The following is a 25,040-nucleotide window of genomic DNA, read 5'->3' on the forward strand; positions in this document are numbered from 1 at the left end:
TAATTTTTCGATTTTAGCCAAATTATTTGATTTTCAGAGCTATAAGGTTTAAAGAAATCAACTAACAGAAGAGAGCTAAACAGGAGAATATGCAAATTTTTACTAAGGTAAAAACCCTTTTATTATTATTATTTTTATTTGTAAGTGTTAAAAGCACTTTTGCGCAGGTAACGATAACACAGCCAACAGGTGGCGTAGGTATTTCAACAGATAAGGCAGTTGGCGGTAATTCAGCAGGATATACTGCCATAGGCGATATTATTATTGCCGACCAAACTGCCGGAGATTTCCAACCTGGTACAGACAGAAAAATTTATTTGGTGCCATCCCAAACGTACTGGCAAATTGAGCCAGGTGTTGGTTCGGTGAGTTTTGGTGGTACAAATATTACAGCAGCATCTATCTTAGTGCAAAGTAATTTGGTAACGGTTACTTACTCGGTAACTGGAACTACCGCAAATGATAACTTCATTACCATTTCAGGTATTGCAGTACAATCTACCACAACTTTAAATGAAGCAACGATAGCCACATTAAGACGCAGCACTACTGCAGGTGCCAATAGCGGCACCATCGCTGGTTTCGTAAACAACACTGTAGTAGCCAATTTATCAGAAGTTGCGGGCACCTACTCACAACTACAGGTTTTGCTACCCGGGGAAACCGCCGCACCTGGTACGGTTTCGGGTAAAACAGGTACGCCAACAAATAGAAACTCAGGAACTCAATTTGCGGTAACAGTTAACGCCGTTGATGCTTATTGGAACAGGATTACTACCAATACAAATACGGTCCAAATTACTTCAAGTGATGCTAACGCAACTTTGCCCGTTAACAACACTTTAGCGGCGGGAACAAGAAACTTTAATATTACTTTACGTACCGTTGGCACATCTACGGTTAGCGCTACTAATGTAACACTTGGGGCACCTGCCAATGCAAGTAGTAACGTTAGCGTAGTTACGGGGCCTTTCGCTAGGCTTCAGTTATTGTTGCCGGGCGAGACAGGCGCTCCTGGTACTACTACTGGTAAAACTGGTACGCCTATCGGTTTAACGGCAGGTACAGCGTTTAACGTAACAGTTAATGCGGTTGATGCAGGCTGGAATGTGGTAAATACAGTTACTGATGAAATTCGCTTGACCAGCACCGACGCCAATGCTACCATGCCAGCCAACCTTAATATGGTAAATGGTGTGGCTAACTTTTCTGGTGCTTCTGCCGTTACTTTGCTTACTGCAGGCAATAGAACAGTTACTGCTACTAACATCACCGATGGTACAAAAACAGCAAGTACTAGTCCAACTTTCGCTTTAGCTACGGGAGCCTACTCACAATTGCAAGTATTATTGCCAGGTGAAACTGCTGCTCCCGGTACACTTACCGGAAAAACGGGTACGGCTACGGACAGAACTTCGGGTACGCAGTTTGCCATTACGGTTAATGCCGTTGATGCCTATTTCAACAGAATTACAACCAATACCAATACCATACAAATTACATCAAATGATGTGAATGGTACTATGCCAGCCAACAATACCCTAGCCGCTGGTACAAGAGCGTTTAATGTTACCCTACGTAGTTTGGGAAGCATTACGCTGAATGTAAGTAATGTTACACTAGGCACGCCAGCAAATAGCAGAACGGCAAACGTAGTAGCAGGGCCTTTTGTTAAGCTGCAGTTGCTTTTACCTGGCGAAACTGCTGCCCCTGGTACAACCACCGGTAAAACTGGTACGCCAACTGGTCAGGTTGCTGGTACATCTTTTAACGTAACAGTAAACGCGGTTGATGCGGCTTGGAATATCATTACTACAGTTACTGATCAAATTCGTTTAACGAGCACCGATGCCAATGCTACCATGCCGGCCAACCTTAATATGGTAAATGGTGTGGCTAACTTCTCCGGTGCTTCTACCGTTACCTTGGTTACTGCAGGCAATAGAACCATTACTGCTACCAATTTTACTGATGGTACAAAAACGGCAAGCACCAGCCCAGCTGTTGTGGTAGCTGCCGGTACGTTTAGCAAACTGCTGGTAACACTTCCAGGTGAAACTTTAGCTGCTGGAACGGCTACGGGTAAAACAGGTACGCCTAATGCTGTAAATGCAGGGGCAGTTGTTTTAGCATCGGTGTATGCCGTAGATGCTAACTTTAATAGGGTTTCAGGTAACGCAGATATCATTAATATCACTTCTAGTGATCCATCAGCAACTTTGCCGGCTAACAATACACTTGCCGCCAATGGTGCCAGAGCGTTTAATGTTACTTTGGTTACCCCTGGTTCGATAAGCATTACCGCTACCAACACCACTAATCCTGGTGGGGTGAGTGCCGGTTCATCAACCATTAGCGTAATTGGTGGGGTGTTCACAAAACTACAAATATTACTTCCTGGAGAAACCGCTGCACCGGGTACTACTACGGGTAAAACGGGTACGCCCATAGCTCAAGTAGCGGGAACACCGTTCACCGTTAAGGTCAGAGCTGTAGACGCTGCATGGAATCTTGCTACAGGAATTTCACATACTATTCGCTTAACATCAACTGATGCCAATGCAACCATGCCGGCAGATTTTGCCATGGATCCTTCAGGTGAGGTGGTACTTACTAATGTGAGTTTAGTTACTGCTGGAAATAGGACCCTTACGGCATCTGATATTACTGATCCAACAAAAACAGCTAGCACTAGCCCTACTGTTGTGGTAAACGTAGGCGCATATTCAAAATTGCAAGTGTTGCTGCCTGGCGAAACTGCTGCACCTGGTACACTTATCGGAAAAACGGGTACGCCAACAGCGAGAGTTGCTGGTACAGCGTTTAATATTACAGTTAACGCTGTGGATGCTAATTGGAACAGAATTACTACCAATACTAATACGGTACAAATTACATCAAGTGATGTGAATGCGGTACTTCCAGCTAATGCTCCTTTAGTTGCAGGAACAAAAAACAATTTCAGCATTACTTTAAGATCGGTTGGAGCTGCAACAATTACCGCAACTAACGTTACTGCTGGCGGTTCGGCTAACAGTGCAAGCGTAAATGTGGCTACCGGAGCATTTGTGAAGTTACAGCTTTTATTACCGGGCGAAACTGCGGCACCTGGTACAACTACAGGTAAAACAGGTACACCAACTGCTCAACTTGCGGGTACGCCATTTAATGTCACCATTAATGCTGTAGATGCTGCTTGGAACATTGTAAATACGGTTACTGATGTAGTTAATTTTACAGCTACAAATGATGCTTATGCACAGCTTCCGGCTGCTACTGCTTTATCGGCGGGAACGTTAACAACGTCAGTTACTTATCGTATAGGCGCTGCCACGGTGAATAAAAGATTAACTGTAGCTGATCAAACAGACAATACTAAAACCGCAAGCCAAAGTGCTTTGTTCGCGGTCAATATCAATACCTTTAGCAAATTGCTGATTATTTTGCCTGGAGAAACCTATGTTGCTGGACATCCAAATGGAAAAACTGGTACGCCTTCAAATCAAGCTGCTGGGGTAAACTTCAACATCACGGTTAGGGCAACTGATGCTGCCTTCAACACCGTAACAACTGTTACTGATGTGGTGGGAATAACCTCAACTGATGCTATTGGGGTGATGCCAGCAAATGCGCCTTTGGCAAGTGGTGTAAAAGCTAACTTCACGGTAAGGTTAAATACCATTAGCAATAGCAATACTTTAACAGCCACAGATATTACCGACGGCACTAAAACGGCCTACACTACTGGTGGCATATTGGTGGTCACTGCAAGTAGCGCTACTGATTATTTCAGAAGTGCCGTTGCAACAGGCAATTGGAATACATCTGCCAGTTGGGAAACATCCGCTAATGGAGTATCGGGCTGGCAACCGTCTACCTTAGTGCCTACAAATACGGCTTCTAGGGTTACTGTACGTTCGGGAAATAACATTAGTGTTACTGCTAATGCAACCGTGGACGATGTATTAATTGAAAGTAATGCCCAGCTTACCCTTACTGGTGGAACATTAACAATAGCTAGCGGTCCGGCATTTATTGTACAAGGTACCTTAAGAAATAACGGCAGACCAATTACTGTTAGCGGTGTGCTACAAGTGGATAATGGAGGAAAATATCAACATAATTTCACCACCACTGCTGGAACTATCCCTACTGCTACTTGGAACACGGGTGCTATTTGCGAGGTAATTGGCTATACTACTTTTGCAGGTGACGTACTGGGAAGTAATCAAACGTTTTCAGATTTTGTGTGGAATAACACTGCTCAAACAGGAGCGAGTACGCCTGCTTTGGTAAATAATTTTACTGCCAGAAATTTCACAGTAACCTCAACTGGTAGTGGTGCATTAAACCTAGCGTCAACTGGCGGTACCGCAACCATCACAGGAGATTATACCCAAACTACGGGTTCAGTAGTGGTGAACAAAACTAGCGGCACTCAAAATTTAAATGTAGCTGGAAACTTTGCGGTAAATGGCGGTGCTTTCAGTTTGGGAGCAGGTACCGTAAACATTACCTACAATGGCACCACGCAAAGCTTAAGCAACGCTGGTACAGAAATTCAGTTCAGTAATGTTACTTTTACTAACGGTGGTACAAAAACACTAACTAGTGGAAGTTTCTCCATTGCGACTGATGGGGTATTAAATATGGGGGCAAGCACTACATTAAATGCAAACGGTAACCTAACCATACTGTCTAGCGCTTCTGGTACGGGTAGGGTAGCGGCTATCCCCTCAGGGGCAGCAATTACTGGAAATGTTACTGTACAGCGTTTTGTTACCGGAGGTACTCAAGATCCTTATAGAACTTTTAGAATGTTCTCATCGCCAGTTTATGATAATGGCAACCCTTCCAATAGGACCTACAGTTTCAACCAATTTATTGATGATATGATCGTAACGGGAACCGGAGGTAGCATCAACGGCTTCGATAACAGCTCGGTAAACTCTGCAAGTGCGTGGACTTATAATGCAGGTTTCGTAGCTGTTACAAATATCAATACCGCAGTTAATGTAGGGAAAGGCTCATACCTTTATTACAGGGGAGATAGGTCAAACATTTCAGGGAAACTTACTTCGCCATATGTTGATCCAGAAAATTCAGTATTGGATTTTGTGGGCGTATTGAACCAACAAAATGTTGCGGTTTCATTGTCAAGCGGCGGAAATTTGGTGGGTAATCCTTACGCCTCAAGTATTGATTGGAACTCGGCTGGCATCACCAAATCAGGATTAACAAATAATATTATCAGAATTTGGAACCCAGCTTCTAGAAGTTATGCTACTTATGATGGTGCAGTTGGCGTACCAGCTGGTGTGGCAAGTAATATCATCCCGGCAGGGCAAGGCTTCTTTGTTCAGACTAGTGGTTCAGGTAGTTTAACATTTACTGAAGGTGCAAAAATCAGCACTCAAGCATCGCCTTTATTGATGTCTACTCCTGTTGACAATACACTTTCGCTAGAAAATGTGGCGGTAGCTAATGTTGCTTCACCAAGCATTCAATCAACGCCATTTACTTTGGTGCGTTTATCGATAACTGGAAATGGCTTGCCTTACAAAGAGGAAACTGCTGTAGTTTTCCAAGCGGGTAAATCTGCAGCGTACAACGTAACTGAAGATGCTACCTATTTGTCAGATGCCTCTGAGCAGAAGCTATTTTTGTCAAGTCTTTCGAGCGATAATAGAAACTTAACCATCAACTACATGCCTGAAGTAGCAAATGGTTCAAGTGTTAAGCTTAACGTAAGCGAAAGCAATAAGAATGGAAACTATCAGCTATTTGTAGATTATCAAAATGTACCGTCTGGGTATTTGGTAAAACTTAATGACAGTTTCTTAGGTACTTCAACAGCGGTTTCATCGGGTTACGTACATGCATTTACAATTGATAAAACGCAAGCCGCAAGTTATGGCACCAATAGGTTTAGCGTTTCTTTTGAGGCGCCAACTACACTTCCGGTAACTTATCAATCATTTACGGCAACTAAAGTTGCGCAAGGGGTATTGGTAAAATGGACCACCTTAAATGAGGCCAATAATAATAGATTTGAATTGAAAAGAGCTGGTGAAAATCAGAAGTATGAGCAGCTATACACTGAACTTTCTAAAGGAACGGCAGGGGTTTACACTTTCATAGATAGAAGTCCTTTAATTGGAAATAACTACTATAAGCTAGTTCAAGTTGATAACGATAACAAACTGACCGAAATCGAACCAAAGGTGATTAATTATAGCGGTGGTGTAAGCGATAACGCTGAAAAAGTGAGCGCTTATCCAAACCCGGTAGTTGCTAATGTAACCATCAGATTTAATGGGGTGTTAGCTGGGGCAAAACAAACTTTAAAGGTTGTTAACGTAAGTGGTCAAGTGTTGCTTACCAAAACAGTGGCTAAAGAGCAGCTCCTAGCTGGATATGACCTTAACCTTGCGAGTTACGAACGCGGTACCTATGTTGTTGAAATTTACGATAATGGCACTCAGCGAGTAGGGCAAATTAAAGTTACTAAGCAATAAATCTCATTTTAAGAAATAGAAAAGGGGCTGTGGTTTTTGCAGCCCCTTTTGCTTTTTAAAGCCCAATGGTTTTGATGTTTTAATTGGGCATCAATTAACTCAACCAAAGGTCAAATTAAAAAATCATCTCTAATCATCGAAATGCTTTTTGATTGCAAAAAAATAAAGCCCCGAAAATTAGCTGAAGCGAAGATTCGAAGCGCTATCGCATGCAAAACCTTATTCCGAACAATAAGGACGCATGGACAATTCGGGACCTCCTTTGCTCAATATGCTAGGCTAACTCAAACTTCAAGCTATTGTAATGCTCCCAACCATTAATTTAAGGATATCAAGCAATATTTTAATGAAATGGCGTATTGTTTTAATGTGATGTCCAGTAGTTTTAACGCAACAACGAGCTGCTGCAATGCTCCGACCCATTAATTTAATGCTCCGTTGCGCTTCCGAAGCAGAACTTTGCGGTCTAAAAGCGGAACGGTGCGCTTCGGAAGCGCAAATTATTACTTCAAGATGCCAACGTTGCGCTTCCGGATGCCAACGTTGCGATAAATAAGCGCAACCGCGGGTTAAACAAGCGCAACGGAACGTTAAATAAGTGTTCCTGATATTAAAAAGGCACGAAATCTAACAATCCATGACCTACAATACCATGATTTTCTTCGTGTAGGTGTCATCGCCAACCTTTATTTTTAACACATAGGTACCGCTAGGTAACCTAGATACATCTAAGTTTTCGATGATAACCCCTTTTTGTGCATCTTTTTTGCTTTCCAAAACTTTTTGTCCAACAATGTTGAATAGCGTAAGCTGGACATTTTTCTCTTCAGTAATTTCAAAAGCAACAGTTAAACGATCTGTAGTTGGTAATGGGAATACCTGCAGTTTCAAGCTGCTTTCGCCTTTATCTTTTGGAAGATATAAAAGCTCGTTTGATACCACCGTACAACCAGAGAGAATATTGGTTTGAACCGCATATCTTCCCGCTTTTAGTGGTTTGTATCGCTGCGAAGTTGCACCTGTAATTATTTCGCCGTTTAAGTACCATTGGTTATTGTTGCTGAAATTAGATACAAGTTCATCACCAATTTGGGTAATTCCTGCGTTGGCAAAAGGCACTTCGATACGGGCAGCGGAGGCGCAACCTAAAGCCTTTATCTTCATATCATAAAAATAATAGTAAAAAGAACCAGGCGTGGTAGCATTATTGCCCACAATATTAAAAATACCTAAAGCCGAGCTGATAGGATAAATTGAGCTTGGCAAGGCATTATTTCTAAAGATGGTAGCATCATTTTCATAGGCGGTGTAAATGGTATAGTTGCCCGCTTCTGGAAACTTCAAGTTCAAAGTATACACCTGTCCTTGGTCGGTTAAATCGTTGGTAGCCGTGCCAAGTACAGGCGTACTTCTTGTGGCGGTTACCTGTAGCGTAGTACTTGATACCTCTACGCCCACACTATTTTGTACATAAAACCTGATGGTTCCGGCATGGCCAATATACAATTTAGCACTTTCCAATAGCATAGGAGCAAGTACCGTTACATTAACCGCACCTGTAGTTTGCAAGTAGGTTCCTGTACCTAATCGGGTGTCATATTTATCTTTTGGTCCCAAAGCACTGCTGTAATCGTTTACGCTTGCATAGTATTTGCCACCTGTAGGTGCATTAGCCGTGCTAAGGTTATTGCCGTAAGCGAAAGGGTTTACATCGGTAGCGCTCTTGTACCAGTATACCACGCCATCACTAGCCGCCGACAACTGGTATTGGTTGCTGTTGTTGCAATAAATGGCATTTGCATTACTAAGTGTGGTAGCTAGTGCTATTTGTTGACTGGCGTTAAACTCATTATTAGCAGCAATTACATCCTCACTTAATGTAGTTTTAGCATTAATGTTATAGGTTTTTCCAGCTTGGGCGATAAAACTTCCGGGCAGCAAAAACTCCCTTTCCTCTGCTGGTTGGAGTGTGCCGGTGTAAGTTCCGGAAAGGGTGCTGATCAAGTTTGTACCGTCATAAACGCTTACTGTAACTGGCACATTGGCAACTGCCTGTGATCCGTAGTTGCGCACCATCACCTTTACCGTTTGCTGAATGTTGGCGCAGTTATTTACCGGTTGGATAATGTTTGATATCCCTACATCAGTGCTCGAATTGATGAGCTTTACGCGGTAAGTTAGCGTTTCTCCTTTGGCATAGCTGCCGCAAGCGTTTATAGTGCTTATATCATTAGTTTCGGCAAGTACAATTCTTAACAAGGTAAAAGTATTGACACTTACATTGTTTGGTACCGTAATATTGGTTGTATAATTTCCGTTGCCACTAATTATGTTTGTTGTTGCTGTTAATTCGTTGGCATCATCAAAGTCTCCATCAGCATTCCAGTCGATGTAAACTTTTGCAGCCTTATTAAAGTTGTTGCCGCAAGTGCCTAATGAGATAGTCAAAGGATAGGTTTTGGCTATCTCGAGCGAAACTGTTCGGTTGCTAAAATCACTCAGGGTGGTGCATCCGGCCGTTGCCGTATAGTTTACATCAGACAAGCTAAAACTAGTAATTTTCGAATCTGCGGCCGAGCTAGGTGCGGAGGCGCAATAAGGTTTTCCGCCAACGCCCGTAACCACTACAGAAAACGCCTGTGATCCTCGTTGCAAGGTGCCTTTATGAGATATGGTAAAGGTATATGATTGGCCAGGTACTACATCAGCAATGTAAATTTGCTCTACATTATCCCTAAAGTTATCGCCAGTTGTTGCAGCTGCCGCTGGATTATTGGGGTCTAATATCCAAGGTAAATAACTGTTAGTACCCGAAATGCATCTCATATCCAAATCATTTACTAATCGTAATGTGCGGTTGTTTAGTGCATTCGCTATGGGGATAATGTCAATCTCCGGGTCGGTCCAGCAAATTGTGGCAATTAAAGGCCCATCTCCTGAGGCAGTAACAGTAAAGGTTTCTGTACCGCCTTGCGTAAGTGATTTTTCATTGATCAGGCTTTTGCCACCTTTATTTAAAATAGCTTTAGCGGCACTTGCGGTGTTCATTAATCCCCAACCAAAAATATAGTCTGGTCCGGGGAAAGCCCCTGCTTCACTTGCTGTGCCCAATGCAAGGGCCTTCAAAGTGGCAGCCCGCATAAAGCTGTTGTTTTTCTGGAAGTACAATTCCTGTAGCAACGCTAATGATCCGCTCACACTTGGAGCAGCCATAGAGGTACCTGATAGTGTAGTATAGGCGCCATTTCCAGCACTGCTAGTTGAGGTTACGTTTACGCCATCTGCTGCAATATCAGGCTTTATACGACCATCATCTGTAGGTCCCCAAGCACTAAAGGATGAAATAGTGATATCATTAGGTGTTACTGTGCCATAGGGAAGAGGGTTAACTGCGGCAACAGTCATGATGTTTTTAGCCACCGCGTAAGTACCCAAGATATCATAGCCATCGTTGTTTGAAATTCCCGCAGGTCTGGCTCCGGCATTAATCATAGTGCCGCTGGCATTGTATCGGTAATAAAGTTCGCCCACGGCTGGGCCATTGCTATTTCGATAATTACCTCCCGATTTAACCGGCAAGTAAAATGGGGCATTGTAACAAATCCTGTCCCATTCTTTAGCGTCACTATCATAATAGCCAAATTTATAATCTTCGTTAGCGCCAAATTGCCCCCTAAATTCCCATCGACTGGGGTTAGTGCCGGTATTTTCGTACCAACCGGCAATAGTACCGTAGGAGTGGTTAGATATCAATAAATTAGCAGCATAGGTCGACATTTCCGAATTGTCGTTATTAAAATCGAAGGATAGCAGCTTGGGTAGGCCGTATGCCATGCCCCTAGCATTTTCGTACTTCCCTTCGGCCATTATTGTGCCAGCAACATGGGTAGAGTGGGTTGAGGTTGCTGTTGTTCCATCTTTTACTTCCACTCTGTTGGTTTGAAACTCCACGTGGGTAGTTAACACAGCGCCACCATCCCAAATTGCTATTTTATCGTTAGGTAAAGTGCTGCCATTTAAACTCAGTCCCAGGCCACCTCCAGCATACAATTTATTGGTGTTTATTGTGGCTGCAGCAACCTTATTGTTTTCCGTGTATTTGTATAAGGGAAGCCCAAAGCCATCTACCCCATAAAGAATAAAAGTACTTCCATCCTTAGTAGTTCCAAAAACTTCCCAGCCTTTTTCCGCTGCCATAGCTATGGCTTTACTAACTCTTTTCTGCTCATTGTCGTAAAGCGCTACGGCATTTTCTTTTAAAAATGAGGTGTTGGTTTGGTTAAGTTTGTTGGCTTGTGCAAAAACACTTCCTCTTATAGCTAAGCTTAAGAGCGCTAACAACAAAACTGAAAAATGATGCCTTGACTTACACATATAAATTCAGATAATAGATAGAACCATCTAAAGCTTTTCCAGCAATTATATTTTGTCCGGTAGTTTATAGAAATAGCTCAGCATAAAAAGCATTCTACAAGTGGTGCCGACAAGTAAAAAGTTTTACCGAAATTTAAATAGTTTCTTAACTTATAAGCAATTTTAAACATAATTAGATGACTTCTGTAAAAAAGCTTACAATTTTATTTTTTGTAATGATCTTAACAAGCTGCATTTCTCAAAAAGACGGGCTTCAAAATGTGAATCAAGGGATTAAAGGGACGGTAAAATGGTTGGAAGGAAATATGATGCCATCTCCAGAGGAACCTAACTTAGCAAAGGGAAGAGGGGTAGAACGGCAACTGTTCATTTATGAAGCGGTAAATTTTAATAAGGTTGAGGGACAAGCTCCTTTATTTAAAAAGATAAACGCTACGCTTGTTAAAAAAGTTAAATCAAACACTGAAGGAATATTTGCTTGCGAATTGCCTGAAGGTACTTATTCAGTTTTTACCTCGGAGCCAGATGGGCTGTTTTTTGCCAATAGTTTCGATGGAAATGGTTTGATAAATGCGGTGAAGGTGGAGCGCAATAAGGTGTCAGTAATGAGTATTGAAGTTAATTATAAGGCGGCATATTAATTATTGAATAACAGGAGGGTAATATTCTGATTTTTAGAGTTGTAAAAAAGAAATTTTTTAAAATAAAATTCTTTTTTGAGCTAAAAAACACCTATAATTGCATTGGATTAATATTCCGTATAATAAAAATTTTGTTTCAAATAAACATTTACCGTGAGGCGTAGCGTAGCTGAGATAATTTACAGGGCAACTTTTATTTGTGTTTTATCAGTTCTTTTATTTAGTATGCACGTAAATGCAGCAGATACTCCTTGCGACCCTTTCCTACCGCCGCAGCCCGGATGTGAAGGCTACAACCCTGATGATGTGCCGATTGATGGCGGTGCCAGCATTCTTATTGCTGCGGGTGTTGCTTACGGATTAAAGAAAGCTTACGATAAACGTAATAATTCAAGTAAAGAAAAAGCCAACCAATAGTTAGCTAGCTTTTTCTAAAATTCCTTCTCTTTTCAGGATATACTCAAATATACCTTCAATAGGTTTTTGAAGTGTTTTGCCAATTTTCAAGTTGTTTTCAGCAAATACAGCCCTAAGCTCATCTTGATAGTAATAGCTAATAGAGCCTACAAAATTGCACTCCAAGGTTTTATAGTTTTTATAATCTTTTACGTTGGTGTCAATAAATTCTTGGAAACCGTCGTGTAATGTTTTTTGGATAAATGGATGCTGCCTATTTTTTATCATAAAACGGCTAAAAGTTGCCAAATAAGAATTTGGAAATGGTTTTTGATAGATGTTTTCAATCACCATGTCTTTATTCACATCAAAATCCATAGCGAAATTTTCTCGCAAATCGGCAGGCATGGTTTTATGTAGATAGGAAATCAACATTTTTTTACCGAAATAAGTTCCTGAACCTTCATCGCCCAAGATGTAACCTAAGCCATGTTTGCCATCAAAAACGTGTTCGCCATCATAGTAGGCAATGTTGGAGCCGGTACCTAAAATACAGGCCAAGCCTTTTTTATCACCGCAGGTAGCGTAAGCCGAGCCTAGTAAATCGTGATCAACACTAATGAAAGCATTTTTAAAGAAAGACGAAAGTCCGTTGGATACAATTTCGTGCTTATCTGGGTTTAAACATCCAGCTCCAAAAAAGTAAACTTCTTTTACCTCATTAGCAATTGAAGCAATATCCTTATGCTTTGAAAGTATTCTTACAATGTCTTGCGCATTCGCAAAATAGGGGTTAATTCCTTGGGTGTTGAACGATAAAGTTTGTTCGGGACTATAGGCCATCCAATCGGTTTTGGACGATCCGCTATCTGCAACTAAAATCATGCAACTAAAATAAAAAATTATTGCAAATTTAACGTGCCGCTAAGCTGTTTTAAGTAAATTTCTGCCAATTTTCCCTGATATTTTATTTCTAGGTACCTATTGTTGGCATCAATTGCATTTTTCTGAGCTTCACGTAATTCTAAAGGCGTAATATTTCCTAATCTGTATTTTTCTAAGGTGATATCCAGATTTTGATTCGCAATATTTACGTTTCCTTGTTCTAATTTTGCCAATTCTAAAAAAGTGGTATAATCCTGATAAGCAGTGGTGAGTTGTGCGCTCAAATTTTGCTTTGTTTGGCTTATTTGTAACTCCGCTGAACTAATGTTTATTTTTGCATTTCGTTCATTCTGTCTTTGCAAAAATCCGTTGAAGATATTAATGCTTGCCGTTAAGCCATAGCTAAAACCACGGGCCCTAAATTGGGTGTTAAATCCCGTTGGCGATTCGCTTTTGTTGAAATCGTAGCCACTGTTTATACTTATTTGAGGATACCTATTACCTTGCACTTGTTTCAAGTTCAGTTCGGCAATTTTTTTGTTCAACACGGCACTTTGTAAGTTTGGGTTTAACTGCTCCAATTGCGATGCTAATGTGGTGTAATTTAGTCCACCATCTATTTCAAAGTAATTTTCAACGGTAAATTTCGTGTTCACGTCTCGTGCCAACAATTGGTTAAGTGTTACCATGTAGCTGTTAAGTAGGTTTTTTTGCTGCAAATAAGCAGAAGTGTCGGCATTGTAATCTACCTGAGCTGCTAACACATCTAATTTAGAGCCTCTGCCCAGTTTTAATTTATTATCGGCAATGCGTAAACGAAAGGCAGAAATGTCAATAGTGCTATCGGCGGCAATTACTAGCTGCTGCTGTTTGGCTACATTGTAATAGGCGTTTAGTACGTCGGTTATGGTGTTAAAAATTTGTGCGGTGGCATTTTTTTCGCCCTGAAGTTGTAGCGCCTTAAGCCTATCGTAATTGGCAAACATGCTAAAGCCATCAAAAACGGTCCAATTTAAACCCACGCCATAAGCCATATTGCTGTTCCTTGCACCATCTATTCGGCGTTCGGTACCGCTAGCTTGAGTTTGTACTGTGTTTTGTCTACTGCCGCCCGTACTAAAATCAGCGCTAACTAAAGGCAACATACCTGCGTTACCAAGGTTGGCATTGTTCTTGGCAATGGCAACATCATTTTTCACCAATTTGATGTCGTAGTTGTTTTTTAATGCTAAGCTAATGGCCTCTTGTAGTGTCAATTTCTCTTGTCCAAAAGCCATTGAAATGGATAGGAAGCAAGAGACCGTTATGGTGAGCGATAAAGTGAGCGTCCTAAAAATATACTTTTTCATTGTTGATGTTAGCTTTTGTTTTTGGATTGTTCTTCATCGGCTGTTGCCGCCGCCAAAGATTGTTTTAGCTCGGTGTTTTCTTTGTGCTCTTTTGACCAAAGCGAGTAAATAGCAGGAATAACAAATAGCGTAAGGATTAAGGAGAACATTGTTCCACCAATAATTACCGTACCCATGCTCATTCTACTTTTAGCGGCAGCGCCCAAAGCCATGGCAATAGGCAATGCTCCAATAGCAATGGCCAAACTCGTCATCAAAATTGGACGTAACCTCGAAACGGCAGCTTCTCTGATAGCTTCCTGCACCGTTTTTCCCTGTTCTTTAAGCTGATTGGCGAATTCAACAATTAAAATACCATTTTTGGTTACCAAACCAATTAACATAATTGTTCCAATTTGGCTGAAGATATTCCAGCTTTGTCCGCATAACCACAACGATAAAAATGCGCCGGCTACGGCCATTGGCACTGTTAAAATGATGATAATTGGATCTTTGAAGCTTTCAAATTGAGCAGATAGAATAAGGTACACTAGTAATAAGGCTAGGCCAAACGCAAATAAAGTATTCGATGAACTTTCTTTAAAATCCCTTGATTCACCACTTAAATCAGTGGTAAAAGTTTCATCCAGCACTTTGGCGGCAATCCTGTCCATGGCATCAATTCCGTCGCCAACACTTTTTCCGGGCGCTAAGCCAGCGGATACCGTTGCCGAAATAAAACGGTTATTGCGGTACAATTGCGGCGGGCTACTTTCTTCTTTTGTGGTTACCAAATTGTCTAACTGTATCAGTTGATTTTTATCGTTTCTCACGTAAACAGAGCTCAAATCAAGTGGATCTTTTCTGTTACTTACATCAAATTGGCCAATTACCTGATACTGTTTCCCATTCATGAAGAAATAAGAGAAGCGTTGTCCGCTTAGGCCTAATTGCAAAGTTTGTGCAATATCAACAATAGAAACACCTAAGTTTTTGGCTTTCTCCCTGTCAATGGTAAGGTTAATTTCTGGCTTGTTGAATTTCAGGTTTACGTCAGATGTAGTGAAAGTAGGATCTTGTGCTACTTCCTCCATGAATTGTGGCACCTTTTCACGAAGTTTCTCAAAGTTTTGGGCCTGAATAATGTAGCTGATAGGTAGGCCGCCACCTCTTCGACCAACCGAAATGGTAGGTTGCTGTGTTACAGTTACCTTGCCCTCTGTATATTTTCTTGTGATTTTGGTAAGCTGGTCTGCAATTTCCTTTTGGCTTCTTTCCCGTTCATCTGGAGCAACTAAGCCCATCCGTACAAAGCCCGAGTTAGTTGAACCTGCGCCACCAAAACCCGGAGAAGTAATGGTAATGTTCACATTTTTTTCAGGAACGGAATCCTGCACCATTTGGTTAATTTTCATCATGAACCTGTCTGTATAGGCAAATGACGTGCCCTCAGGTGTGGAAACGCTCATGTTAATGGCACTTCTATCATCATAAGGAGCGGTTTCTTTAGGTAAGATGTTCCAAAATAAATAGATTAATCCGGCACAAACCAAAATGATAGGCGCCGCTAACCACCTGCGTTTAAGAAATTTCTCTAAGTTGCTTTGGTAACCATCGTTCAACTTAACAAAGTAAGGCTCTGTTAATCTGTAAAATTTTGAAGGTTTATGTCCGCCTTTTTTCATTAAATAGGCATTCAACATCGGTGTTAAGGTAAGAGATACAAAAGCTGATATTAAAACCGCTGCGCCTATGGTAACCCCAAACTCCCTAAACAAACGGCCCACAAATCCCTGTAAAAATATTACCGGCAAAAATACCGCTGCCAATGTGATAGAGATAGAAATTACGGCGAAGAAGATTTCGTTGGAGCCTTTAATTGCAGCCTCAATTGGTGATAAACCTTCCTCCACTTTTTTAAAGATATTTTCGGTTACCACAATACCATCATCCACTACCAAACCTGTAGCTAAAACAATGGCCAACAAGGTTAGTACGTTGATGGAAAACCCAAAAATGTACATAATGAAGAAAGTGGCAACTAACGAAACCGGGATATCAATTAACGGCCTAAATGCAATTCCCCAATCCCTGAAAAACAGATAGATAATGAGAATTACCAATACCAATGAAATGAGGATGGTTTCTGCTACCTCCGTTACTGATCTTTTGATGAACTGCGTAGTATCTAACGAAACTTTAAGCTTAATGTCATTCGGCATGTCAGCCTGTAACTTATCGAAACGTTTGTAAAACTCGTTGCTAATATCAAGGTAATTGGCTCCTGGTTGAGGTATAATTCCTACTGCAACCATCGGTTTGCCCGACTCACGCAACACGGTTTCTTCGTTTTCAGAACCAATTTCTGCAATGGCAACATCTTGTAGCTTAACCACGCTGTTGCTATCAGATTTAATGATTAGGTTGTTGAACTGCTCTGCATTGGTGAGTTTTCCAAGCGTTTTAACGGTAAGTTCCGTAGCTGCTCCGGTTAATTTTCCCGAAGGTAACTCCACGTTTTCTCTATCTAATGCAGTTACAATATCTTGTGAGGTAAGTCCGTAAGATGCTAGTTTGTTAGGATCAATGCGCACCCGCATGGCATACTTTCGCTGTCCTTGGATTTGTACGCTACTTACGCCTGGAATAGTTTGTATTCTATCTGCAATTACGTTTTCTGCAAAATCACTTAAATCGGTTACCCCGCGGCTATCGCTTTGGATAGTCATGGAAATAATCGCATCCGAATTGGCATCTGCCTTACTTACGGTCGGCAAGCCGTCAATATCTTTCGGTAAATTCCTAGCTGCCTGCGAAACCTTATCTCGAACATCGTTGGCTGCCTCATCAATATCTTTACCTAAATTAAATTCGACAGTGATATTGCTTGTACCTTGGTTGCTTGATGAAGTGATATTTCGAATTCCGTCAATAGAGTTAATGGATTTCTCCAAAGGTTCTGTGATCTGAGATTCGATGATATCCGAATTGGCACCAGGATAAGAGGTACGAACTGAAATGATGGTTGGATCGATAGATGGATATTCCCTAATCCCTAAAAAGTTATAGCCGATAACCCCAAAAAGTATAATAATGAGGTTCATCACGATAGCCAAAACAGGCCTTTTTATACTGGTGGTTGAAATGCTCATTATTTCTTTTTAGCTATTTTCACTTTAACTTCAGCATCGGGTTTCAGCGCCATTGCACCGGTGGTCAACACTGTGTCGCCTACTTTTAATCCAGATAGCACTAAAATTTGCTCGGCAGTACGTGTACTGGTTTCAACAGGTACCTGTTGTGCTTTTCCGCCTCTAGAAACATACACTACTTTTCCTTCTAAAACCGGAATTACTGCTTCGGTTGGTATTAAAATGGCATCTTTAATGGTGGTTAATGGCAGTTTTATTTTAGCGAACGATCCCGGTACCAACTCGCCATTTGCATTTGGCGCCAAAGCCTTAATTTGTAAGGTGCGGGTTTGTTCGTTAATTCCTGGTTCAATAGCAAACACTTTACCACTGTAGTTTTTATTGCTGCCATCAATATTAAATGAAATATTGCTGTTGGTTTTAATTTGCGAAACGTACTTCTCAGGAACTGAAAAAGTAATTTTTACTGGATTTGTACTCAATAAGTTGGCAATGGTGGTGTTAGGCGTAAGGTACTCACCAACTGAGATGTTACGCAAGCCAACCTTTCCGCTAAATGGAGCTACAATGGTAGTTTTCGCCAGTTGTGCCCTTATCAATTGTGCCTGCGATTTTAAGGTTTGAAGTTCGGCTAGTGAAGTATCGTACTCTTCCTGACTGATAGCCCCTTTCTCCAGCAATTGTTTAGCTCTGTTTTCGTTGGTTGCCGAAAGGTTTTGCTTGGTTAAAGCTTCTTTAAGTTGTGCCTGTATGTCCCTGTCATTGATTTTTACCAATGTGGCTCCTTTGCTCACGTTACTGCCTTCCTTAAAATATATACCAGTTACCAAACCCGCAACTTCGCTACGTAATGTAACCGCTTCGTTAGCTTCTATACTTCCGGTTATTTCTAGGTTACTGGCAAAATCGGTTGAGTTAACCACTATACCATCTACATTTAGTGGAGCGCCACCTTTACCCTTTGCACCTTTGCCGCCGCCACCGCCTGGCCCTTCAATCTTTTTGTTTTCAGAAATTCGGTGATATACCAAGTAGGCAAGTCCTAATGCCAAAATAAGGTAGAATATATATCTTTTTTTCATTGATAATTGGTTGCAATATTTACAGTTTCGCTACGCTTGGAAAACAACCAAGTGTATACAAACAAAAATATCTATTTGTTTTTCCATATATAAAGATGTACTAACTATGTTACAGCGGTATGAACATAATCATTTACAAAAATTATTTTAAATTATATTTTTGTGTCGAGGCCTAAACATTTTACCACAAAGCCACGAAGTATAAAATAGTTGTATAAATGGGTTCTCCTTTAAAACTGTAGTATACTTTGCGACTTAGGGCCTTGGTGGTATAAACAAAAAATCAATGAAAAAAATACTAGGAGTAGCATTATTGCTAACGTTAACAATGGCAGCAAAATCGCAAGTAAAAATTGGCTTTGAGGTTTCTTTTAAAGAGCCACAGGCGCATTATGCAGAGGTGGAAATGAACCTATCGGGTATTGCCGCAAAGGATTATGTAGATTTGAAAATGCCAGTTTGGACACCAGGTTCATATTTGGTAAGAGAGTTTGGTAAGAATGTGGAAAGTTTTTCTGCTTCCGCTAATGGCAAACCGGCCAAAGTACAAAAAGTTACCAAAAACACTTGGCGAGTTTACAATGCTAAAGCCGCTGCAATTAAAGTAAATTACCGTGTTTATGCATTTGAAATTTCTGTTCGCACTGCATTTATAGATGATTCTCATGCCTTCTTGTCGTCGGCTGGAATTTTCATGTATCCAGCGGGCATGCTTAAAACACCAAGTACCGTTAAAATTATTCCTTTTGGTAAATGGGATAAAGTTAGTACTGGTTTAGAACCTGTAGCTGGTCAGAAATTTACTTACTATGCTACTGATTTTGACATCTTATTTGATAGTCCAATTGAGGTAGGCAACCAAGATGTATTTGACTTTATGGCTGCTGGCGTTAAGCATGAAGTTGCCATGTATGGTGGTGGCAATTATGATAAGGAACGCTTAAAGGTTGATATGGCAAAAGTAATTGAGCAAGCTACAGCCATTTTCGGCGAAAATCCGAATAAGCATTATACCTTTATTGTACATAATTACGAGCAAGGTGGTGGCGGTTTAGAGCATCTTAACTCAACCGTGTTAGGTGCCAGCCGAAATGCCTACGGTACCGAGAGAGGTTATAAAGGATTCCTTTCATTGGTAGCTCATGAGTATTTTCACTTATGGAACGTAAAGCGTTTGCGCCCAATTGCTTTAGGTCCGTTTGATTACGATAACGAAAATTATACCACCAACTTGTGGACTGCAGAAGGTTTTACTTCTTATTACGAAAATAAATTGCTGATTAGAGCAGGCGTTACCAATCAGAGTACTTTTTTAAATGATATCATTGGTGGCTTGGGAACGGTAATCAATACGCCGGGTTCAAAAGTTCAATCGGCATCTTCTTCAAGTTTTGATGCATGGATCATCGGATATCGTCCGAATGAAAACTCTAAAAACAGCTCAATATCCTACTATAGCAAAGGCGAAATTATTGGTTTATTGATGGATTTAGAAATTGCTAACGCTACAAAGGGCGCAAAAAGTTTAGATGATGTGATGAAGGCCATGTATGAACAAGGAAAGCAACAAAAACGTGGCTATACCGATGCTGAGTTTAAAGCGATGGTTGAAAAAATCAGTGGCGTTAGCTTTACCAAATTTTGGGCAAAATACATTGATGGAACTGATGATGTAGATTTTGAAAAGTATTTTGCATATGCAGGCATAAATGCTGCCAGAGAAATTGCATCGCCAAACAAACCTTACACAGGAGCAGCTTTAAAAGTGGAAAGAATGGTTACTGTGAGTGGCGTTGCCAGAAATTCTCCAGCGTGGGTACAAGGCTTAAATGTAAACGATGATATTTTGGCGATTGACGGTTCTACTATTGTTGATGAGATGAGAAGTGTAAGACTTCCAAGTCCGGGTTTAACCCTGGAAGCATTGCCTTCTATTGCTAAAAAACAAGTTGGTGATGTAGTAGAAATCACAATTAGAAGAGATGGCTTGGAAAGAAAAATTTCTCTTACCTTGAAGGAGAGTCCTAACATTCGAATCAAGGCATCGTATCAAGAAGATGCGACTCCACAACAGATAGCGGTGAGACAAAGGTGGATGGGTGTAAAATAGATCCTCAGAAAATTAGAATAATAAAAAAAGTCCCGGCACATTGTCGGGACTTTTCTATGTTAGGTAGTAGTGTTTGTTAGAAAGTAAACCTGAAACCGAAACCAAATCTTCCTGCTTCAAAATCTGAATTGTCGCCAATCCAAGCAGTTGGTCTCCAATCAAAGTTCATTTGAATAGGTGCTCCTGGAATTTTAAAGTCTAAACCAGCTTGAGGGATCAATAAAAAGTTAGTTTGATCATAAGGGCCAGCACTGAAAAAGTTTAAACCCGGACCACCACCAACGTACCATTTTAAGCCGTTAGCTCCGGCAATATTTCCGTGATGTTGGTAAAAAGCTTGCAAACGTGTGCTGTTTCCTCCAAATAAAAGCTCTAATTGTCCGGCACCTTGGCTGTTAAAGAAGTGTTTGAACGATGGTCCCACTAAAGTAGCGCCATTACCAAAGTCGATACCTAAACCCAGAGCATTTTTGTACTGCGCATTAGCATTTGATAAGTTCATTGTCAAGAAAGCTGCGCTAGCGATAATTGTAAAAAGTAGTTTTTTCATAAAATTATATTGTTTTTGTGTAATTATTGTCGGCAATACAACTTCTATGCCTAATTTTTATCAAGAAGTTAACAAAGCAATTTTTCATTTGTTTTGCTTTAGAGGTTCGTAAACGTGAAAAAAAATTATGCTTGCATAGTATAAAGCTCGTTTAAAAAACCTAAATTAGGATGTTTAATGGCTCTAAATGGCCATTTGATAGGTTTAGCCAATATAAATTTCGAGGTATGTCAATTTCAGTAACACGGGTTTTTGATCTTCTAAAATATAACTTGGAAAAATTTCCGAAAGAAGAGTTTGTTAGCGGTAAAATAAAGGGCGAGTGGCGCAAATTTAGTACAAAAAAATTTTGTGAAACTACCGATAATTTAAGTAGGGGGTTAACCTCTATTGGCATTGGGAAAGGATCCAGAGTAGCAATTATGTCGGCAAATAGGCCTGAGTGGAATATTTGCGACTATGCCATTATGCAGCTGGGAGCGTATCAAATTCCATTGTATCCAACGCTTGCTGAGCACGACGTGAAATTCATTTTGGGTGATGCCGAAATAAGTGTAGTGTTTGTGGCTGATGAGCAACTTTATCAAAAGGTTAAAACGGTATGTGCCGAGTTAACTCACCAAGTAGATATCTATACATTTGATCAAATTGCTGGAGCCAAACATTGGGAGGAGCTTACAGCAATTGGCGCTACATTGAATACTGTAGATTTGGAGACTTATCGAGAGGCGGTCGCACCTGAGGATATCCTAACTATTATTTACACTTCAGGAACAACTGGTACGCCTAAGGGGGTAATGCTCACCCACGATAATCTGGTTCAAAATTTTAAGAAATCAGCGGTGCTTTTGCCAGATAATGTAACTCATGCATTGAGTTTTTTGCCTTTGTCGCACATTTTCGAACGCATGATTTCCTATTTATATGCCTATCTTAACATCGCAATTTATTACGCCGAAAGTATGGATACAATTGTTGCCGACATACAATTTGTAAAACCAAGTGGTTTTTCAACGGTCCCTAGGTTGTTAGAAAAAGTCTATGATAAAATAGTGGAAAAGGGCAAAGCGCTAACTGGAATCAAAAAAGCAATCTTTTTTTGGTCGCTAGCCTTAGCCGAAAAGTATGACATTAATAAAAGCTGGTGGTATAATTTCAAACTTGGAATTGCCAGAAAATTGGTGTTTAAAAAATGGAAGGAAGCATTGGGAGGAAATATCCAAGTGATCATTTCTGGAGGTGCGGCCTTAAACCCTCGTTTGGCTAGGGTGTTTTGGGCAGCAGGTTTGCCAGTGTTTGAGGGCTATGGCTTAACGGAAACATCGCCAGTAATTACAGTAAACCACTTTGATGCCATTAGGTTTGGCAGTGTGGGTATGCCCATTGAAGGGGTGGAGGTGAAAATAGCTTCCGACGGAGAGATTTTGGTGAGGGGGCATAACTTAATGAAAGGCTATTACAACAAACCTCAATTAACGGACGAGGCCATTGATAGCGAAGGCTGGTTCCATACGGGCGACATTGGTGAGCTTAACGAAGGTTATTTGAAAATTACCGATCGTAAGAAAGAAATGTTTAAAACTGCTGGTGGTAAATACGTGGCGCCGCAAATGGTTGAAAATAAGATTAAAGAGGCACCATTGGTGGAACAAATCATGGTGTTGGGCGAGAATAGAAAGTTTCCATCTGCCTTGGTAGTGCCAAATTTCGAAGCACTTAAAAATTGGTGTAAACTAAAAGGAATTGAATTTGGCAGCAATGAAACCATAGTAGAAAACAAGGAAGTTAAAGCCAAGTTTCAAAAATTGATTGACGAAGCGAATAAAGAGTTTGGAAAATGGGAGCAAGTAAAGCAATTTGCATTATTGCCTAAAGAGTGGAGTATCGATGGAGGTGAGCTAACGCCGAAATTGAGCTTAAAACGCAAAATCATCTTGGAAAAAAACAATGAAATAATAGAAAAGATATATAAAGATGCAGAAAATTATCATCCAGAAAATAAGTAAAACACTAGCGCAATTTAAATTAATTGGGCTAGTATTATTGCTTGCTGCAAGTAATGAAGCAAAGGCTCAAGTAGATAGCGTTAAGGCGTTTGAATTTTTAAGTAAGGGAGATAAACAGACCAAACAGGCACTTGAATTTAAAAATGGAGCAGTAGTATCTGCGCACCCTGCTGCTACTGAAGTTGGAGTAGCTATCCTGAAAAAGGGTGGAAACGCGGTGGATGCCACGGTGGCAGTTCAGTTTGCCTTAGCGGTGGTATACCCAAACGCCGGTAATATTGGAGGTGGCGGTTTCCTAATTTATCGCTCTGCCAAAGGTGAAATCAACTCAATGGATTTTAGGGAAAAAGCACCTGCTTTAGCAAACCGAGATATGTTTTTAGACGCCAACGGAAATGCCATTTCTGAAAAAAGTAAGGAAGGTCATTTAGCTGCTGGCGTACCCGGAAGTGTAGCCGGAATGGCTGAGCTGCATAGGAAATATGGTAAGTTGAAGTGGGCTGATTTGGTTGAGCCTGCGTATCAATTGGCCAAAAATGGTTTCAAAATTACCAAAATGCAGGCAAGGGAATTGAATAGGTTGAAGCAAAAGTTTCAGCAGTTCAATCCGCTAGGGACAGCATTTGTTAAAAATGAAGAGTGGAAGGAAGGAGATTTGTTAGTTCAAGAGGAACTTGCAAATACAATGAGCTTAATACGCGATAAAGGTAGGGCTGGTTTTTACGAAGGCCAAGTGGCTGATTTTATTGCCGAAGAAATGAAACGTGGCGGTGGTTTAATCTCCAAAGAAGATTTAAAAAACTACAAAGCAGCTTGGCGTACGCCTATCATTGGTCAATATCGTGGTTACAAGGTAATTACCATGCCACCAACTTCAAGTGGCGGTATTGCATTGGTGCAATTGCTGCAATCTGTATCGCAGTATCCTTTGTCTAAATGGGGACATAACGCTGATTCGACAGTGCAGGTGATGATTGAAGCGGAACGAAGAGTTTACGCAGACAGAGCTAAACATCTTGGCGATCCGGATTTTTGGAAAGTACCGCAGAAGGAATTATTAGAGCCAGCTTACAATAGTGCGAGAATGTCGAACTTAAACTGGAATAAAGCAACCCTAAGTACCGATATCCAAGCTGGCGAATTTGCTAAAAAAGAAAGTGAAGAAACTACCCATTTTTCTATTGTTGATAAAGATGGTAATGCCGTTTCACTGACCACTACCATTAATACTTCTTACGGTAATTACGTGGTGGTTAAAGGAGCGGGTTTCTTTTTAAATAACGAAATGGACGATTTTTCTGTAAAGCCAGGAACACCTAATTATTTTGGTTTGATTGGCTACGAAGCTAATGCCATAGCACCGAGAAAGCGAATGTTGAGCTCAATGACGCCTACTATATTGGAAAAAGATGGAAAACTAGCCATGGTGGTTGGCACTCCAGGCGGTTCAACCATTATTACTTCTGTTTTTCAAACTATCGTTAACGTAGTAGATTTTGGAATGGATATGCAGACAGCGGTTAATGCAAAGAAATTTCATCATCAATGGTTGCCAGATATTACCAATTTAGAACCTGAGGCATTAAATGAGGTTACGCAGCAGAAATTGGAAGCTAAAGGATATAAGTTTGATAGGAGAGGAAGTATCGGAAGAGTGGATGCAATCTTGCTCACTAAAAAAGGTACTTTCCAAACAGGTGCTGATCCCCGAGGCGATGATACCGCTGGAGGTTGGTAATCCTATTGCCATTTAGAAGAAACGAGGTTGAATTTAAACAGCCTCGTTTTTTTATTTTTATGTTCCTGCTATCATGAAATTTTAGCAAAGTAAAAGCTCCGTTACCTAGGTTCGGCATTAAAATAAGATTCAGTTTTTGGCGTTTTATTTAGGCTTTATTTTTTAAAGTGTATAGCAAACTGAACACTTTATTAATATTATGCCAAATTTTCTTCTGTTTTTGTAATTTATTGTTTTATAGATTGTTATGTAGCTTTTTT

Annotated in this window: 12 protein-coding genes; 6 read left to right on the forward strand and 6 right to left on the reverse strand. The window is 40.6% G+C overall.

Translation table 11 applies throughout. The annotated features are described in order from the left end of the window. Positions 1-89 precede the first annotated feature (89 nt). Positions 90-6,518 carry a T9SS type A sorting domain-containing protein gene (locus DUT68_RS07930; protein WP_113637294.1) on the forward strand — a complete coding sequence of 2,143 codons (6,429 nt, stop codon included), beginning with the start codon at positions 90-92 and terminating at the stop codon, positions 6,516-6,518. 642 nt (positions 6,519-7,160) lie between these two features. On the opposite strand, the gene DUT68_RS07935 is transcribed toward DUT68_RS07930, so the two are convergent. Next, positions 7,161-10,892, reverse strand: coding sequence for a S8/S53 family peptidase (locus DUT68_RS07935; protein ID WP_113637296.1), 3,732 nt, complete (start codon positions 10,890-10,892; stop codon positions 7,161-7,163). A 215-nt stretch (positions 10,893-11,107) separates the two neighbouring features. Here DUT68_RS07935 and DUT68_RS07940 point away from each other — a divergent pair, with 215 nt between their 5' ends. Continuing rightward, on the forward strand, positions 11,108-11,533 hold the full coding sequence (locus DUT68_RS07940) for a carboxypeptidase regulatory-like domain-containing protein (protein ID WP_157960799.1): 426 nt from the start codon (positions 11,108-11,110) through the stop codon (positions 11,531-11,533). Between the two features lie 225 nt (positions 11,534-11,758). Beyond that, on the forward strand, positions 11,759-11,950 hold the full coding sequence (locus tag DUT68_RS07945) for a PID-CTERM protein-sorting domain-containing protein (protein WP_113637299.1): 192 nt from the start codon (positions 11,759-11,761) through the stop codon (positions 11,948-11,950). Here DUT68_RS07945 and DUT68_RS07950 read toward each other — a convergent pair whose 3' ends face one another. Genes DUT68_RS07950 through DUT68_RS07965 form a run of 4 tightly spaced genes read right to left on the reverse strand, consistent with a single transcriptional unit; the run spans position 11,951 to position 18,376 of the window. After that, positions 11,951-12,814, reverse strand: a complete 864-nt coding sequence (locus DUT68_RS07950; protein WP_113637301.1) for an N-acetylglucosamine kinase — start codon at positions 12,812-12,814, stop codon at positions 11,951-11,953. A gap of 17 nt (positions 12,815-12,831) precedes the next feature. Then, the gene (locus DUT68_RS07955) at positions 12,832-14,163 is read right to left on the reverse strand and encodes a TolC family protein (RefSeq protein WP_113637303.1); all 1,332 of its coding nucleotides are present in this window, start codon (positions 14,161-14,163) and stop codon (positions 12,832-12,834) included. A gap of 8 nt (positions 14,164-14,171) precedes the next feature. After that, on the reverse strand, positions 14,172-17,294 hold the full coding sequence (locus tag DUT68_RS07960) for an efflux RND transporter permease subunit (protein ID WP_113637305.1): 3,123 nt from the start codon (positions 17,292-17,294) through the stop codon (positions 14,172-14,174). Continuing rightward, on the reverse strand, positions 17,294-18,376 hold the full coding sequence (locus DUT68_RS07965; RefSeq protein WP_113637307.1) for an efflux RND transporter periplasmic adaptor subunit: 1,083 nt from the start codon (positions 18,374-18,376) through the stop codon (positions 17,294-17,296). Before DUT68_RS07965 ends, DUT68_RS07960 begins: the two co-directional genes overlap by 1 nt. 286 nt (positions 18,377-18,662) lie before the next feature. Here DUT68_RS07965 and DUT68_RS07970 point away from each other — a divergent pair, with 286 nt between their 5' ends. Beyond that, positions 18,663-20,486, forward strand: a complete 1,824-nt coding sequence (locus DUT68_RS07970; RefSeq protein ID WP_237088291.1) for a M61 family metallopeptidase — start codon at positions 18,663-18,665, stop codon at positions 20,484-20,486. A gap of 76 nt (positions 20,487-20,562) precedes the next feature. Here DUT68_RS07970 and DUT68_RS07975 read toward each other — a convergent pair whose 3' ends face one another. Further along, entirely contained in the window at positions 20,563-21,036 is a 474-nt protein-coding gene (locus DUT68_RS07975) for a hypothetical protein (RefSeq protein WP_113637309.1), read from the reverse strand. 227 nt (positions 21,037-21,263) lie between these two features. On the opposite strand from DUT68_RS07975, the gene DUT68_RS07980 reads away from it, so the two are divergent. Continuing rightward, on the forward strand, positions 21,264-23,042 hold the full coding sequence (locus DUT68_RS07980) for an AMP-dependent synthetase/ligase (RefSeq protein ID WP_113637598.1): 1,779 nt from the start codon (positions 21,264-21,266) through the stop codon (positions 23,040-23,042). After that, a complete protein-coding gene (gene ggt, locus DUT68_RS07985) occupies positions 23,011-24,780 on the forward strand; it encodes a gamma-glutamyltransferase (protein WP_113637311.1) in 1,770 nt (589 codons plus the stop codon). Before DUT68_RS07980 ends, ggt begins: the two co-directional genes overlap by 32 nt. Positions 24,781-25,040 lie beyond the last annotated feature (260 nt).

Source organism: Pedobacter zeaxanthinifaciens (assembly GCF_003313335.1).
GTDB classification, from domain to species: domain Bacteria; phylum Bacteroidota; class Bacteroidia; order Sphingobacteriales; family Sphingobacteriaceae; genus Pedobacter; species Pedobacter zeaxanthinifaciens.